At 59.2% G+C, this 13,777-nt stretch carries 11 protein-coding genes and 3 pseudogenes; 11 read left to right on the top strand and 3 right to left on the bottom strand.

The genetic code is table 11. From position 1 onward, the window contains the following. Window positions 1-5: 5 nt before the first annotated feature. Window positions 6-736: pseudogene (locus C2L64_RS39190) on the bottom strand (H-NS family nucleoid-associated regulatory protein). Between the two features lie 322 nt (window positions 737-1,058). Between C2L64_RS39190 and C2L64_RS39185 the strand changes: the two are divergent. The 7 genes from C2L64_RS39185 to C2L64_RS39155 all read left to right on the top strand — a co-directional run bounded on the left by C2L64_RS39185 (window position 1,059) and on the right by C2L64_RS39155 (window position 8,742). Beyond that, window positions 1,059-2,741 (top strand): OmpA family protein, encoded by a 1,683-nt coding sequence (locus C2L64_RS39185; RefSeq protein WP_007580129.1) that lies wholly within the window; start codon window positions 1,059-1,061, stop codon window positions 2,739-2,741. A gap of 42 nt (window positions 2,742-2,783) precedes the next feature. Beyond that, entirely contained in the window at window positions 2,784-4,376 is a 1,593-nt protein-coding gene (locus C2L64_RS39180) for a hypothetical protein (RefSeq protein ID WP_007734447.1), read from the top strand. Next, the gene (locus C2L64_RS39175; RefSeq protein ID WP_007580126.1) at window positions 4,376-5,248 is read left to right on the top strand and encodes a hypothetical protein; all 873 of its coding nucleotides are present in this window, start codon (window positions 4,376-4,378) and stop codon (window positions 5,246-5,248) included. The genes C2L64_RS39180 and C2L64_RS39175 overlap by 1 nt, the downstream gene beginning before the upstream one ends. A gap of 157 nt (window positions 5,249-5,405) precedes the next feature. After that, complete coding sequence (locus tag C2L64_RS39170; RefSeq protein ID WP_007580125.1) at window positions 5,406-6,272, top strand: CAP domain-containing protein; 867 nt, start codon at window positions 5,406-5,408, stop codon at window positions 6,270-6,272. Window positions 6,273-6,711: 439 nt separating this feature from the next. Further along, a complete protein-coding gene (locus tag C2L64_RS39165) occupies window positions 6,712-6,993 on the top strand; it encodes a hypothetical protein (protein WP_039900222.1) in 282 nt (93 codons plus the stop codon). 154 nt (window positions 6,994-7,147) lie between these two features. Continuing rightward, the gene (locus C2L64_RS39160; protein ID WP_007580123.1) at window positions 7,148-7,810 is read left to right on the top strand and encodes a DUF6880 family protein; all 663 of its coding nucleotides are present in this window, start codon (window positions 7,148-7,150) and stop codon (window positions 7,808-7,810) included. 362 nt (window positions 7,811-8,172) lie between these two features. Next, window positions 8,173-8,742 carry a hypothetical protein gene (locus C2L64_RS39155; RefSeq protein WP_007740205.1) on the top strand — a complete coding sequence of 190 codons (570 nt, stop codon included), beginning with the start codon at window positions 8,173-8,175 and terminating at the stop codon, window positions 8,740-8,742. 209 nt (window positions 8,743-8,951) lie between these two features. Here C2L64_RS39155 and C2L64_RS39150 read toward each other — a convergent pair. Continuing rightward, window positions 8,952-9,053, bottom strand: a pseudogene (locus tag C2L64_RS39150) (IS5/IS1182 family transposase); the annotation flags it as partial. Between the two features lie 407 nt (window positions 9,054-9,460). On the opposite strand from C2L64_RS39150, the gene C2L64_RS39145 reads away from it, so the two are divergent. Both C2L64_RS39145 and C2L64_RS39140 read left to right on the top strand, forming a co-directional pair. Beyond that, window positions 9,461-9,934 (top strand): tellurite resistance TerB family protein, encoded by a 474-nt coding sequence (locus tag C2L64_RS39145; protein WP_238554573.1) that lies wholly within the window; start codon window positions 9,461-9,463, stop codon window positions 9,932-9,934. A 398-nt stretch (window positions 9,935-10,332) separates the two neighbouring features. Next, complete coding sequence (locus C2L64_RS39140) at window positions 10,333-10,536, top strand: cold-shock protein (protein WP_007577962.1); 204 nt, start codon at window positions 10,333-10,335, stop codon at window positions 10,534-10,536. Window positions 10,537-10,702: 166 nt separating this feature from the next. Here the strand turns inward: C2L64_RS39140 and C2L64_RS55950 are convergent. Further along, window positions 10,703-11,463: pseudogene (locus C2L64_RS55950) on the bottom strand (H-NS family nucleoid-associated regulatory protein). A 403-nt stretch (window positions 11,464-11,866) separates the two neighbouring features. Here C2L64_RS55950 and C2L64_RS39130 point away from each other — a divergent pair. Both C2L64_RS39130 and C2L64_RS39125 read left to right on the top strand, forming a co-directional pair. Then, window positions 11,867-12,193: an H-NS histone family protein gene (locus C2L64_RS39130; protein ID WP_007580113.1), complete on the top strand. Its 327-nt coding sequence runs from the start codon at window positions 11,867-11,869 to the stop codon at window positions 12,191-12,193. 463 nt (window positions 12,194-12,656) lie between these two features. After that, the gene (locus tag C2L64_RS39125) at window positions 12,657-13,616 is read left to right on the top strand and encodes a D-alanyl-D-alanine carboxypeptidase family protein (RefSeq protein ID WP_007580111.1); all 960 of its coding nucleotides are present in this window, start codon (window positions 12,657-12,659) and stop codon (window positions 13,614-13,616) included. Window positions 13,617-13,777 lie beyond the last annotated feature (161 nt).

Here is a 13,777-nt window from a genome sequence, read left to right as displayed (position 1 = left end):
GTCAATCAGCCGGCGACGGGCGCCGAGGCGCTATCGCTGGTTGGTGCAGCTGCTGCCTGGTTCTGCGGCGTCCGCTTCGCAGGTGCCTTCCTCGCCACCGCTTCTTTCGCCGCAGTTTTCCTGACTGCAGCCTTCTTCGCCGGTTCCGGCTTCGTTACTGCCTTGACTTTCTTCGCGGCGACCGCTTTTCCCGTCACCTTTTTCGTCGCGGATTTCTTTGCGGTTGCCTTCCTTGGCGAAACGGCTTTCGAGCCCGAGGCGCCCTCTTCCGCGGCGACAATCAGAAACTTCGAACGATCTTTGGCGCCAGCCAACCATGCCGGTGCCGGGCCGCGGCCACTCCATGTCGCACCACTCTTTGGGTCACGATATTTTGGAGCCTGTGGACCCTTCACGTAGTTGCCCGCCTTTGCTGGTTTCTTTGCAGCAATGGCCAGTTGTGGGGCGCTGCCGTCGATCAGAAACTTCGTCCGGTCACGTGCGCTCGCGATCCATGCCGGCGCGCGGCCGTGTCCAGTCCAGGTAGCCCCGTCCTCGGATCTCGGTATTTCGCCGAGGCTGCAGTCTTGCCAGTTGTCTTTACCGCCGGTCTACGGTCTCGATTTTTGCCACCAACTTGGGCGTCGATATCTGCGACGGTCAATCCGTGCCCGTCGATCAGATCGCGAATCTTGGCAATGACGTCCGAAGACTGCCTCTTGATGAGCACGTTGGCCTGAGCTTGCAGCTTTGCGATCTGGGCCTGTACTTTTCAAGCGTCGCCGCGATTCCGCATTTGTTAAATGAATAATGGCCGCACGATGCCATACGAATTCAATTCGCATACTAGTGCAACGAGAGTCAAAGCCCGACGAATAGATGGCTTGCCGACGCTTCCGTTCATTTCCGTTCGATTCAGCCGCACGCATTGTGCTTTGACGGAATGAGTTCGTTAAAGGCGCATGACTTTGTGCCGTTAACCCGGATTCGCGTGCTGAGACCCGCAATCGATTCCGGTCTGGCGCCTGCTGGTCGGTCAGGTAGAGAGACCTGACCTTCGGATCTATACAAGGACTTGAATGACGATTCGTAGCCCCATCGCGCTGGGCGTGGCTTTGTGTGTTTCGGGATGTGCCATCAATCCGAAAACCGGTCAGCCGGAGGTCAGTGCTTCCGTTAAAACCCAGTTCAACAGCATTTTCAATAGCGAAGATCCCTGCTCAAACAATGACCGCAATATCGGCATTGCGGTGGGCGCGGTGGCCGGCGGCGTAGTCGGTTATCTGGCTCACGGCGCGAAAGGTGCCGCAGCTGGCGTGGTGATTGGAGCAGGCGGTGGCTTTCTGGTCGGTCATGCGCTGGACGCACGCCGCTGCGAGCTATACAGGATTGCACAGGCGAACGGCTTGAAACTGGCATCGGCGCCGATCACTCAGGGTAAGGCAGGCGGCGCCAACTCCGCCGACAAGCCAGCAACAGTGGGCCTCGATGTCCAGCTCGAAAACAAATCAGACGAGTTCGTCGCGGGCACCGCGGAATTGACTCCGCAGGCACGCAAATACCTCGCGCAGATCGCGAACCAGTACTCGCCCAAAACGCTAATGGCTGCACTGCCGCCTGACGCGACACCCGATCAGCGCGCGCAGGCAAGTGCACGCAAAGTGCTGATCGTCGGACACACCGACGAGAACGACTCTTCGCTCGGCGCGGATGCTGCGGTACTCTCGCAGCAACGGGCGAAAGCTGTAGCGAAAGTGTTCGTGGATCAGGGCGTCCCTGTGCAGAACATCTTCTACCAGGGTGCAGGCGACACGCTGCCCATCGCCCCGAATGCGACGGATCAGGGGCGCGAGGAAAACCAGCGCGTTCAGATCGTCGACGTTCCGACAGAAGCGGACCTTCAACAGTTTCTGTCTACCCGCACAGCCGATCCGGCCAATTATCGCTTCGCCAAAACGGATGCAGCGTCGCTCCAGGAAACGTCATCGGTTCAGCGCAAGAACACGGTCAATCTCACGTCCTCGGACCACGCGGCAACGAGCAAACCGGCCATCAAACCTCGATCGAAGCCGACGACCGTCGCGAAAACAGATAACGCCGGCATCATCAGGACGGAAGCAGGCGCAAATCCGCCTGTCGCATCCAATGATGCACCAGCCGCTGCATCCCAGTCGCGGGCCACGGTCGCTGCTAGCAATGCAGGATCGGGTTACAACTTCGGCGGCACGCCTACGGCGGGCAGCGGCATTCCGGTGCGGCTTGGGTCGACAGCCGCAAAGTCGTCGTTCAGTCTGATCAGCAATGCGAACGCCGGCGCACCCATGACACTCAATTCGTGCCTGGGCGATCGCCCGCACGTCGCATCGTCCGTGCGCAATCTCGCCACTGACCAGGTGCTGAACGTTCGCGACTACCTGCCGGGATTTTATGGCGCTCCCTGGGCAGCGGGACTTGGCGGCAACCTGGTCGCACTGCTTGACGTACGCGTACCCAGCGATGCCGGCAGTCCCGTTCCGCAACCGCGGCTGAAAATCTATAAGGACTATGCCGGCAATGTGAACCAGAAGCCCTCGTACTCCGCGCGTGTTCCCGTTAATGTGTATCGCGGCAGCGACGCCACTCTCTATCGGGTTTTCGTGGGCGGACCGATGCAGTGCATGGATCTTGTCGTACCGGTCAGCAAGCCTCGTGCGACAGGCAACGTCTACTACACGAACCGGTCGGTGGACTACACCGCATCGGGCGATTTCGCACTTCGTTAAAACCAGCCAGCAACTAACAACCAACAACTCCGGGGCTCGAACGTGATAACCGATTTTCTCCAGGCCTTTGTCTCCACTATCGTGTGGTCGCTGCCGCTTCTGATTGCGGCCGTCGTGACACTCTTTTTCGTGTGGAAGCGCTATACCGACGATCTCTGGTGGGCTGACTTCTGGGTCTGCGTGCCGCTGTTCGGCAAGATGCGCCGCTGGAAACAGCAAACACACGGCATTGAAAACGTGGCGACGTGGAAGGACGCTGGTTTGCCGCCCGCGGAAGAGTCGCTGTGCTCCACCTATATCGACAAGCTGCCGAAGGTGGATCAACGGGTGTTCGAGCGCGCGAGCGAGTATCTCAAGATTACTCACCAGAATGGACGCTCGCCGATGTCGGCGTTCATGTTTGTCGCACTGATCCTGTTGACGATCGCTGAAGCGGCCGGTACCGGGATGCTGATTGCGCCTTTCGTCGCCAGCGAAATCACCGGCAACCAGATGGTCTGGATCGGCTATGTGCTTGCAACCGTGATGGCCGTCGTTCTGCTCGGCCTGACTCACGCAGCGGGTGCCGCGGTGTACAAGCGCTCGGCCATCAGGAAGGCGCTTGGCTCTGTCAACGCGACAGTTGAGGGTTATACGGGTCACACGATCAGTAGCGGCGATGACCAGCAGGTCGACAAGGATGCGTCACCAAAGGTGCGCTTCGGCAGCCGCGTGCTGGAAGGTGCGCACGATCGCGGCAGTCTTCTCGTGCCTGTCGTCGCCATCACGCTGCTGGCCGTTCTTCTGATCGGTATCACGTGGATGCGGATCAAGGGTCTGCAGATCGAGATGACCAATCATGTCGCCGACCACGGCCAGCTCGCAGCAGGCGGCGGCAGCAATCCCTTCCCTGCCGTGCCTGGCCTCGACGCATCGACCCCGCTGCCAACCGACGTGGCCGACTCGTCACGCACCGCGCAGCAGAACGTCGACCATGAACTGAGCAGCGAGATGTTCAGCCAGGGCATCGCTGGCGCAGTCGTGCTTGCGATCATCTATGTGATGACGCAAGCGTTGGGGTTCTTCCAGTCGTTCGGCAGCTCCTTCATTGGCGATGGCAAGAATGCTTACCACCAGACGTTCGGCCATACCAGCTTTCAAAGCTACCAGGCAAAGCACATCAAGCCGGCCCTCGATCGCGGCAACATGCGGTTGACGGAGCTTCGTTCACACCTCGGTCGGGAAGTGCCGAAGTACCGCGAAAACGTATCGAAAGTCAGTTGCAACGACTACTACAGGCGCAAGGTGGAAGAGGAAACGACTCCCACGTCAGCCACTAACCACGCCCAACAAACCGATGCCGCTCCTGTATCGCCGGCTTTCGCACAACCCGCGCAACAGTCCGTCCCGCAGGAATCCGTCAATGTCGCACAGGCGGCAGAGACACTCCCCCTTTTCAGCGACGTTGCGCGAATCGCAGAACGCATCCTCGATGAGCCCGATCAGGAGCGCCGCAAGGTGATTCTCGACATTGCCGCCGAAGGTTCAGCCGAACGCCGCAGTTCGATCCTTGCCGCAGTCCAGGCCCTCAAGGCGCACCGCAAGGCAGCCGTCGAACAGGCGCGTCTCGAAGACGACATTCTCGGGGATATCTGATGCGCCGATCAATCCGGGCACTGCGTTCTTTCGCATTCGGCACCTGCCTCGCGCTGTCGACTGTCCTGCCGGCTCACGCCGGTCTGACGAACGACGTTCCCAGCTGCTACGCAGCTAACAAGATCGCCGCGCCACAAGTCCCGTACGATCAGCTTATGTATGTGCTGATCGACCAGACAGTGCTGCTTGACGCGACACTGCAGAAGTCGGTGCTCGACAACGTTCAGGCGATGCTGAAGCCTGGAACGAAGTTCGTCATCGCCGAATTTTCGGCGTTCTCGCAGGGACACTATCTGAATGTGCTGCATACGGGTGTCATCGAACGTCCGATTCCTGCGAGAGAGGAAGGCAATGTCGTGATGACCCGTCTGCGGGACTTCCACACCTGCATGCAGCAGCAACTGGCGTACGGACAAAGACTCGCGCTCACGACGACTGCACAGGTACTGAAGTCGGGGACATCGAGCCTCGACCAGTCGGACATCCTGATGGCGCTAAAGAGCGTGTCGCCCGCCGTCGCGCAGGAAAGGGCCGCGCACAAGCTGGTCTTCGTAGTCACAGACGGGTTGGAGAACTCCAGCGTGACGAGCTTCTATGCGCGCAACGCGGTGCGGCACATCGATCCGGCCGTCGAACTGAAGAAAGCGCAGGACAACAGTCTCTTCGGGGATTTTGGTTCGGCACGCATCTATGTTCTCGGTGCCGGCGTGATGCAGCCCGCCACCAGCGGATCGACTGCCGTGCGTAACGGCTATCGCGACCCGAAGACATTGATCGATCTGAAGCAGTTCTGGAGCGGGTATTTTTCGCGCTCCAATGCACAGCTGGTCGAGTTCGGCGAGCCAGCGCTGCTTGAGCCGCTGTCCTGGTAACTGGTAAGTGGTAAGTGTAAAGAAACAATCGGCACATCAGATGAATACAACAACAATCGCCGCGTGCGTTGTCGCGGTAGCTGCACTTGCAGGTTGCGCAACCAAAACAACAATAGTCGAGAACCCAGAACCGCTCTACGATGGACCGGTCGTCCGCTTGCGTCACGCGCCTGGCCCTTCCAATACGATTCTGGTCGGCCAGGCTACGGCACTCGATTATGTGAACGCCCGTCGCGAAGAGGTCGGATTGCCTCTGATCGCGCTCGACGACGGGCTGGCCGCAGCCGCTGCGGCCCATGCAAAGTACCTCGATCTGAATCGTGTCGGTACGCACGATGAAGTCGCCGGGAATCCCGGGTTCACGGGCGTCGACGTGATCACGCGTGTGCGGCTTCACACGCCCGCTTACGGAGCCAGCGAGGTGCTCGCCGTGTTCGGAGGTCCCCGTCCGGTTGATGCACCGATAGAGGATATCTTCGCGTCGCCCTATCATCGCGGTGCGATTCTGTTTGACTGGGCCCGCGCCGGCGAAGCGTCACTCGTCGGCTCGAGCGCTGTGACGGTCGTCGATTTTGCGGACATCGCGCCGACACTTTCCGACACCGAACTGGTGGCGTGGCCCTACGATGGCCAGCGCCAGGTGCCCACGTCGTGGGTCAATAACGAACAGCCGGACCCGATGGGCGCCGATGCGCGCTATCGCGGTCAGGTGCTCGGATTTCCGATCACGCTCTCGGGTGGACCGAACGCACACATTGACCTGCGCAGCGTCGAACTGCGCGATCAACGGGGCAAGAAGATCGCTTGCAGGATTGCCCCGCTTACGGCCACAGACGCAGCGCGGAACACCGCGATCTGCACGCCCTACGAACCGCTTCACACTGGAACGCGCTATACCGTGCATGCGCTCGGACGAGTCACGCAACTGGGCAAGGTCGCTCCCTTCGACCTCGCCTGGGCATTCACCACGCGCGAGGATGCAAGGCTTGCGCCGTCAGTCGTCGCACAGTCCAGAAGTCAGTGACCATCTGAATGGGCAGACGCTCGGTGCTGGCAGCCGTCCGTAACGGGCGTTTGGAGCAAAGAGCTTGATGATGATGGGAATATGCCTCGAAGACGCGACACGCTTCGACCAGTACCTGCTTTCCAGTGTCAACTTCGGTGAGATTTTCCAGGATCGATTCCCGGCTCCTCGGGCGAGTGATGGTCGTCGGGAAGGAAGCGAGAGCGGGGCGAGGCTAAATATGCCTATTCAAGGGCGGCATGAGGCCCACGCCAGATGCAATCAGCAGATCAATGGCCATTCAACGGCGACCATCAGCGCAGATTTGCAACGGTTGCGTTCAGGTTGTTAGCAATGCTATGAGCTCTACGTACCTCGCTGTCGCTCATCCGTTGGAAAAGTCTCGCCTCAATCACCCGAATCGACGAGACGTACGTCTGCGTTCCCGGATCGAGACGAATTGCTGTGGTTTGAACTATCTCCGATACTGACCGTCGCTTTGATCAGCGGCTACTCCACCATAGCGTCCAGCATCGCATATAACTATGGCTGCGCCGTGAATGTCGAGTTTGAACCAGGCATCGGCAAGGACTATGAAGCAAGCTTCTCGGCAGATGGCAAACAGCGCCAGGTTCGCCATTCGGAGATTATTAAGCATAGCGATGGATCAGTTGAGCGCAACGTAGTGGATACCTCCCGAGTCAAGCTCTGTACGTACTGGTATTCACAACAAGGCGTTTAGCTGACTGGTAGCTCGCGGCGACAGCGGAAAAGCGACGGCGCTTTGCGTTCTCTCCTGCCTCGCGCGCACCCAAGCTAAGTGAGCGCGTTGTCGACGGGTGTTATGTGCAGCATGCATGTGTCGAGCAGCGGATCGTCCTTCCCGTCGGGTCGTAGTGGAAGAGCTGGAATCTGGCCTTGAAGTATCCGAGTCGCAGGACGATGTGGAGCGCGACCGGCAGCGTGCGTGCCCTGACGAGTTGCTGTTCGGCGTTGCGAGCTCGAAGTACGCGTGCCGGTCGGTACAACACGGCGAAAACGCCGCGGATGCCGTTCGCCAATGGATCAGCGAGTTCGGCGCGCAAACGTCGTTTCTCGTCGCGGAACAGGTCGGCGAACTGGCCGAGGAGATCGACACCATGCGGGTCAACATTGCCTCGAATGTTTCCGGGGCGGTGCCCGATCTTGCGCCGGATCTGATGTGGCAGCTCTTCACGTTGGCCGGAACAATTTTTGAACACACGACCGAAGAGGGATGGGAGGCCAGCTGCGTTTTCGACGAGGCCTGCTCCGATCTGGTCAGGGTAAGCGTCGACGCAGACGTCGAGCCAGTGGACTTCGCCACGAAAGTTGTCGCGGCGATCATCTCCGACCACTACGGAGAGTACCGTGCCCTGATTCGGGTTATTGCATCCGCTCAGGCGTGGGCACCTGCCTACGTCGCTGACCTGACGGGCTTGCTCCGGCGATTGCTAGAGGAGCCGCCCGGTCCGAATAGCGAACACAGTAGGGATTTGCAGCGTGCCTTGCAGGAACTCGATTCCCTGTCTGAAACATAGCTGGTTGGCGATTTTCGCCGCTGCGCATTCCCGGCGTGCTTTGCCCGGCAAGCGTTTGAGGAGGATTTTCAGTTTTCGGGGGATGGATAAAGATAACCCGCCTCGCGCCTGGGCCTTGTAAATTTTGTGAGACAGCCTCCGCTTTGGCGCGCTTTCCATACCGTCGGTGCACGGTTAACGATTTCTTCATGTTCTGTCGATGGCACAGGCTCGCGCTTCTGACCACCATGAATCAGGTCAGCGTGAGCGGCGCGGTGCGCCGCCGCTGGCCAGCCTCTGCCCGACGCTTTATGCCTGTGCATGCGCCTCGGCATCACGCGCACGCCAGCGAAGCGGTCGCGGTCGATGACAAGGAGATGAACATGAAAAGCAAGCGTTTGACCTGTGTGGCGGCCGTTGCGGCCACCCTTCTGTCGTTGAGCGGCGTGGTGCATGCCAACGGCCCCACCTGTTCCAACGAAACGCTGAGAGGCCCGTATGGCTTCAGCGCACAAGGCGAAATACTCGGCATCATCGGCACGGATGGTGCGGTTCACTACGCGAAGTCGAGGCTGCTGCTCAACGACGTCGCCATCGTCAACTTCGACGGCAACGGCAACTTCACGCGCAACGATGCGGGCAATATCGGCGGCTTGCCGAAAATGGGAGGCGCCTTCAATTCCGTGCAGTTCGGCACGTACAAGGTGAATAGCGATTGCACGGGAACGATGACGATCAACTACGGCACGAAAGCGAGTCCCGCAGGTGTGGTGCTCGTCGTGAATATCGTTGTCTCTTCGGATGCGACACTGGTGATGGGCGAGATGACCAGTGAGACGGTCCCCTTCGCTGCTGCGCCCCCCACCGTCGATGGCACGTGTGGGAGCCCGTGCTCCGAAGCGGTGCAAATCAGTTTCGAGGGCAAGAAGGTGCTCGTCTACGGATTCCGTTAGGCGGACGGACGGGACAAGGCTTCAGGGGAAAAGCGGTAGCGACATCGATACGTCGACGCTTGCCGCTTTGATTCGCGCAGGCCGCGCGGCGCAGGCGCGCGATGGAGGTATCTGCTATCAAGAAAGTACATGCCATTGCAGGCGGTCTTCAGCTTGCGTCGCAAAAGGAAGAGTATGTCAGGCAGACCGTTGCCGGATTAAATGAACTCGAGCGGCTTGCGCCCCGGATGGCGGGAGCGTCGAGGTTTGGGCGGGGGCAGCAATGGCTGGATGAGTGCCCATAACTCATCATCACGTATCGGTTTGGCCATGTCCTTTTCGTCACCGAAACAACGATGAGGTTAAACACAGAGAGGCGCGATGCCTTATTCGCGCAGTCCCCAGACGCGAATGAGGTTGAGAGTTGACGATGGATACTAAGAGGAAGCTTAAGCTTTTTGAATGCGGCCGGATTGATCACGCTTAAGCAAACGACCTCTTGATGAATCGGCTTTAGAGACTTCAGGATGCAATAGACTAAACATGCATACGCTTAACGGATAATCGAATTGACAAGGACATCGTGGGTAACGATGCAAAGGCGATCAGGGACGGCGACTACGTCTGGTTCGGTTTTTCCGAAACAACGGTTCCAGATTATCTGGTTTTCCGACAGGAGAAATTGGTCGAAACTGGATATTCATCAACAACGCAGATCGATTCTGCAAAAGAGTCCAGCTTGAGAACCTATCCCCGCAATAGCCCGGAAGCCGCTGCGCGCATCGTCGCGCTCGTCCTGATCGCCGATGGTCACGTCAGTCGCAGCGAGGAGCTCGCGCTCGAGAAGCTCGACATTTGCCGCGAGCTGGATCTCGATCCGGCAGAGTTCGCGCGGATCGTTCAGGCGCTGTGCGAAGATCATGTGATCGGGCACATGCCTTCCGTCCCGGCGGCCAGTCATATCGACAACGCCACGCTCGACACACTGCTTGCGGAAATCGACGATCGGGTATTGCGCAGCAAGATCATCCGCCTGTGTCTCGCGGTTGCGTCAGCGGACAACCATCTCGCCGACGGCGAAATTGCAACGCTCGCGGCCATCTTGATCGCGTGGGCGCCGCAGCCTGACCCGGCCGTGAACCCGCCTGACATTTCGTTCCACATCCGGCAGGGTGCGGCAGCGATCATCTGTGACGTGCGACGAGAAGGCTGAAAGCGCCGTGAGCGGCAAGCGTAGGCATTGGACGCAACGCACCCGATAGGCTGAGCAAGTAATCCTCGAGAGCGCCAACATTGCACCGCGGTTAGCCGTCAACCAGCGTGGGCGAAGTGCGTGTCCCCGTTTGTCGGCCGATGATTCGCGAGTGTATCGGGCAGGGCGGCACCCAAACCGCGAAGCGCAATCGGGGATAGACAGAATCCGTCGGCTGGCACGACCAGCGCCAAAGCCAGCTCGTGCCATCGAAAAGCGGCTCCCTGTACCTGTACCGTCTGCGGACCTGATTTGGCAGGTATCATCCCGACGTGGTACAGATTCCTCTGCCGCGGCGGTCGCTCTGCGCGGTACGGCGGGCGGTAAGGTGGCGACTTTCGACGTTTACAGGTTCAAAAATGGCAACTGGTACAGTGAAATGGTTTAACGATGCAAAGGGCTTTGGGTTTATCACGCCGGACGAAGGCGGCGAAGACCTGTTCGCCCACTTCTCCGAAATCAAGACGGAAGGCTTCAAGTCATTGCAGGAAAATCAGAAAGTGAGCTTCGAAGTGAAGATGGGCCCGAAGGGCAAACAGGCCGCGAATATCAAGCCTGTCTAACTCGCGCGCATCGTCCTGACAGGTGCCCCGCCTTGCGCGGGTTGATTTTTTTGGTTCAGCGTGTCAGGGGTCAGTGCATTGGGTGGCACTACGGTGCACCGGTTCGAGCAGGACGAACAAGTCCTGCTCATGGCCAGTCACCCCACCGACAATCCGGCCGCGTCAATCAGCCGGCGACGGGCGCCGAGGCGCTATCGCTGGTTGGTGCAGCTGCTGCCTGGTTCTGCGGCGTCCGCTTCGCAGGTGCCTTCCTCGCCACCGCTTCTTTCGCCGCAGTTTTCCTGACTGCAGCCTTCTTCGCCGGTTCCGGCTTCGTTACTGCCTTGACTTTCTTCGCGGCGACCGCTTTTCCCGTCACCTTTTCGTCGTGGCTTTCTTTGCGGTCGCCTTCCTGGGCGAAACGGTCTTCGAGCCCGAGGCGCCCTCTTCCGCGGCGACAATCAGAAACTTCGAACGATCTTTGGCCCCAGCCAACCATGCCGGTGCCGGGCCACGGCCACTCCATGTCGCCCCACTCTTTGGGTCACGATATTTTGGAGCCTGTGGACCCTTCACGTAGTTGCCCGCCTTTGCTGGTTTCTTTGCAGAAATGGCCAGTTGTGGGGCGCGGCCGTCGACCAGGAACTTCGTCCGGTCCTTGGCGCTTGCGATCCACGCGGGCGCGCGGCCGTGCCCCGTCCAGGTAGCACCCGATTTCGGATCACGGTACTTTGCCGACGCCGCTGGCTTTGCAACCGTCGCGGCGCCTGGCTTGCGGCCACGCTTCTTAGCGCCGATATGTGCTTCAATGTCGGCAACGGTCAAGCCGTGCTTTTCCATGAGGTCACGAATCTTCGCGATGACGCCGGACGACTGCTTCACGGCAAGCGCTTCGGCCTGGGCCTGCAACCTGGCGATTTTCGCCTGCATGTTTTCGAGCGTAGCCATTCTTTCCTCTTTCTGTATGTAGTAGTGGCCGAACTATGCCAGCAAGAAAGACGCACGTCGATAGTGGCACGCTACAATTGAGAGAGGCTCAGACGCCGAACGAATAATCCGGGTGCTTCGTCGGCTTTAGTTAAGGCAGGACCAAGGAATGAGCGACGACGATCGCTACGCCGCGAAAGCGGCTATAGCCGGACCGCTTGCCCCCTGCTTCACTCAGCCCCGGTGCCGAAACCGCAACCTCAAATGCGCGGGCTGACGAGATCACTGCGGCTTTAATCTTCTGCTGGAAAGCGGCGACAGCCGCTCCCCGACCAACTCGATTGAGCAGATCAAATTCCCTTCAGACAGGTTGTCCGCAGATCATGTGGAAGAACAGTCGGACGGTACTCACGGATGAAAACGAATGGATGAACGTAAGCGGGACAGCATGATCGCTTATCTCCGCCACCGGATGGAAGAATATGGCATCGAGCCGGACGACCTGGCTTCAGCAATAGCGGGCGATCAGGTAAGACAGAAAGCAGCCCGGTATCAAAATGCGACGGGGGATACGTGGACAGGCGACGGGGAAATGCCCCAGTGGCTGAAGCAGGCGATTAGCGCAGGACAAAGACTCGAGCATTTTGAGATGGTATCGGCGTCACCGATGCAGGATAGCCAGCGAAAGACGATCGACTGGCGCGACGACCCTTTCGCAGGGAGTCCACTCGCGCGGCAGCACGCTGACTGACAAGTTCACCTTCTTGTGCTGGGCGAACGCCGGCGGCGACAGATGGATTCGATAGCGCGGTCCCTGTTGCCTTCCAGGCTGCGGGAAAAAGCGATGATGGAAAGGCTGTTCGATACATCGCATCGCGAGCATCCCGACTCGCCCGGATCTCGAGGTTAGAGCCGGCGCGACCCCTGGAAATCCTCACCTTTTATTGACCTGAGCACACGGAAGAATGCCTCCCCGCGCAGTGGCTCAGAAAAGGGCAATACGGCTCGACGTCGCTCTCCCTGAACAGCCTTCCCTCTTCTGACCATCGCTGCGGGCTTCGGAGAATCGCGTCCGACGGCCCTAAAAATTCTGTTCACCTTCCCACACCCGATCCTGATTCAAGCGACTACATTTATATTGTAGGAAGACGATCTTGCGCATGGAGTGCCCTCTGCCTCCGAATTGCGGTTCGCAGTTCCGAAGTGAGAATGACATGAAGAAATTGATCTGCGCATTGCTGCTTGCGGCCACGTCTCTATGCGCGCGTGCAGACACCCCGTCGCTCTACTCCCCTAGCGTGATCGTGTACGACGTCACGCGTGGCGAAGTTTTGCTGGAAAAGAATGCTGACGATCTCCGACCCATCGCGTCGCTGACCAAACTGATGACCGCGATGGTCGTACTCGACAAGGCACAGGAGATGGGAGATACCCTGACCATTGACGAGGCTGACATCGACCGGATCAAGCACTCGGGTTCCCGGATACCCGTCGGTACGTCGCTCGAACGCGAGGCGATGCTTCGCCTTGCACTGATGTCGTCCGAAAACCGTGCGGCGTCAGCCCTGTCACGCTCGTTCCCTGGGGGCCAATCGGCGTTCATCGAGCAGATGAATCTGAAGGCGCGCGGGCTAAACATGTCCGGCACGCATTTTGAGGATCCGACGGGACTTTCGCCGAACAATGTCTCGACGGCTCGCGATGTTGTCAAACTGGCAATCGAAGCGTCGCACTATCCAATGATCAGTTCGTTTACCACGCTGACAGCGTACGAACAAACAGTTGGCAGCCGGACCCGTTTCTATCGCAACACGGACCCGGTCGTCCGCTGGACGGATTGGGACGTTCAGCTCGCAAAAACCGGATACACGCGCGAGGCGGGTCGCTGCATCGTGGTCGACGTCGCGATGCCGAGAGGCCCGGTGATCATTGCGCTGCTCGGCGCACGTTCATCCAGAGCCCGCTCCGCTGATCTGGCCACGATCCGCAACTGGGTGAACGGCGATGAAACGCCCGTAGCCGTACCCCGGCTGTACTACGCCTCGACGCATTCGCATCACAGCCACTCCGTCGTCGCTAGCCAACCGCATCGCGTGAAGGTGCGATTCGCGTCGACCGGCCCGTCACATCGCCATGCGGCGCGACGCGTGATCGCCAGTCGAGCCGGTGCGTAAGCGCGCTTGATCTGGGGCAAGGTAAGACACGCATCGCCGTCGACATCAGAACGACCCTCATCCCGTTCCACCGCCGCTTTTCCACGGCCATGATTTCTGTTAACGGACTTGTAAGCGCTGCGTGTGCGATACGCGTTTAACCTTGGAATCAAGGGGCTGAT

Origin of the sequence: Paraburkholderia hospita (assembly GCF_002902965.1) — a bacterium.
Classification (GTDB): Bacteria; Pseudomonadota; Gammaproteobacteria; order Burkholderiales; family Burkholderiaceae; genus Paraburkholderia; species Paraburkholderia hospita.
Note: the sequence above shows the minus strand (reverse complement) of the source record. Positions and strands in the feature narration are given on the sequence as shown.

Coding starts and splice junctions, on each gene's coding strand:
- C2L64_RS39125 (WP_007580111.1), top strand. CDS start 12,657: ATGAAGAAATTGATCTGCGCATTGCTGCTTGCGGCCACGTCTCTATGC.
- C2L64_RS39185 (WP_007580129.1), top strand. CDS start 1,059: ATGACGATTCGTAGCCCCATCGCGCTGGGCGTGGCTTTGTGTGTTTCG.
- C2L64_RS39155 (WP_007740205.1), top strand. CDS start 8,173: ATGAAAAGCAAGCGTTTGACCTGTGTGGCGGCCGTTGCGGCCACCCTT.
- C2L64_RS39140 (WP_007577962.1), top strand. CDS start 10,333: ATGGCAACTGGTACAGTGAAATGGTTTAACGATGCAAAGGGCTTTGGG.
- C2L64_RS39175 (WP_007580126.1), top strand. CDS start 4,376: ATGCGCCGATCAATCCGGGCACTGCGTTCTTTCGCATTCGGCACCTGC.
- C2L64_RS39130 (WP_007580113.1), top strand. CDS start 11,867: ATGGATGAACGTAAGCGGGACAGCATGATCGCTTATCTCCGCCACCGG.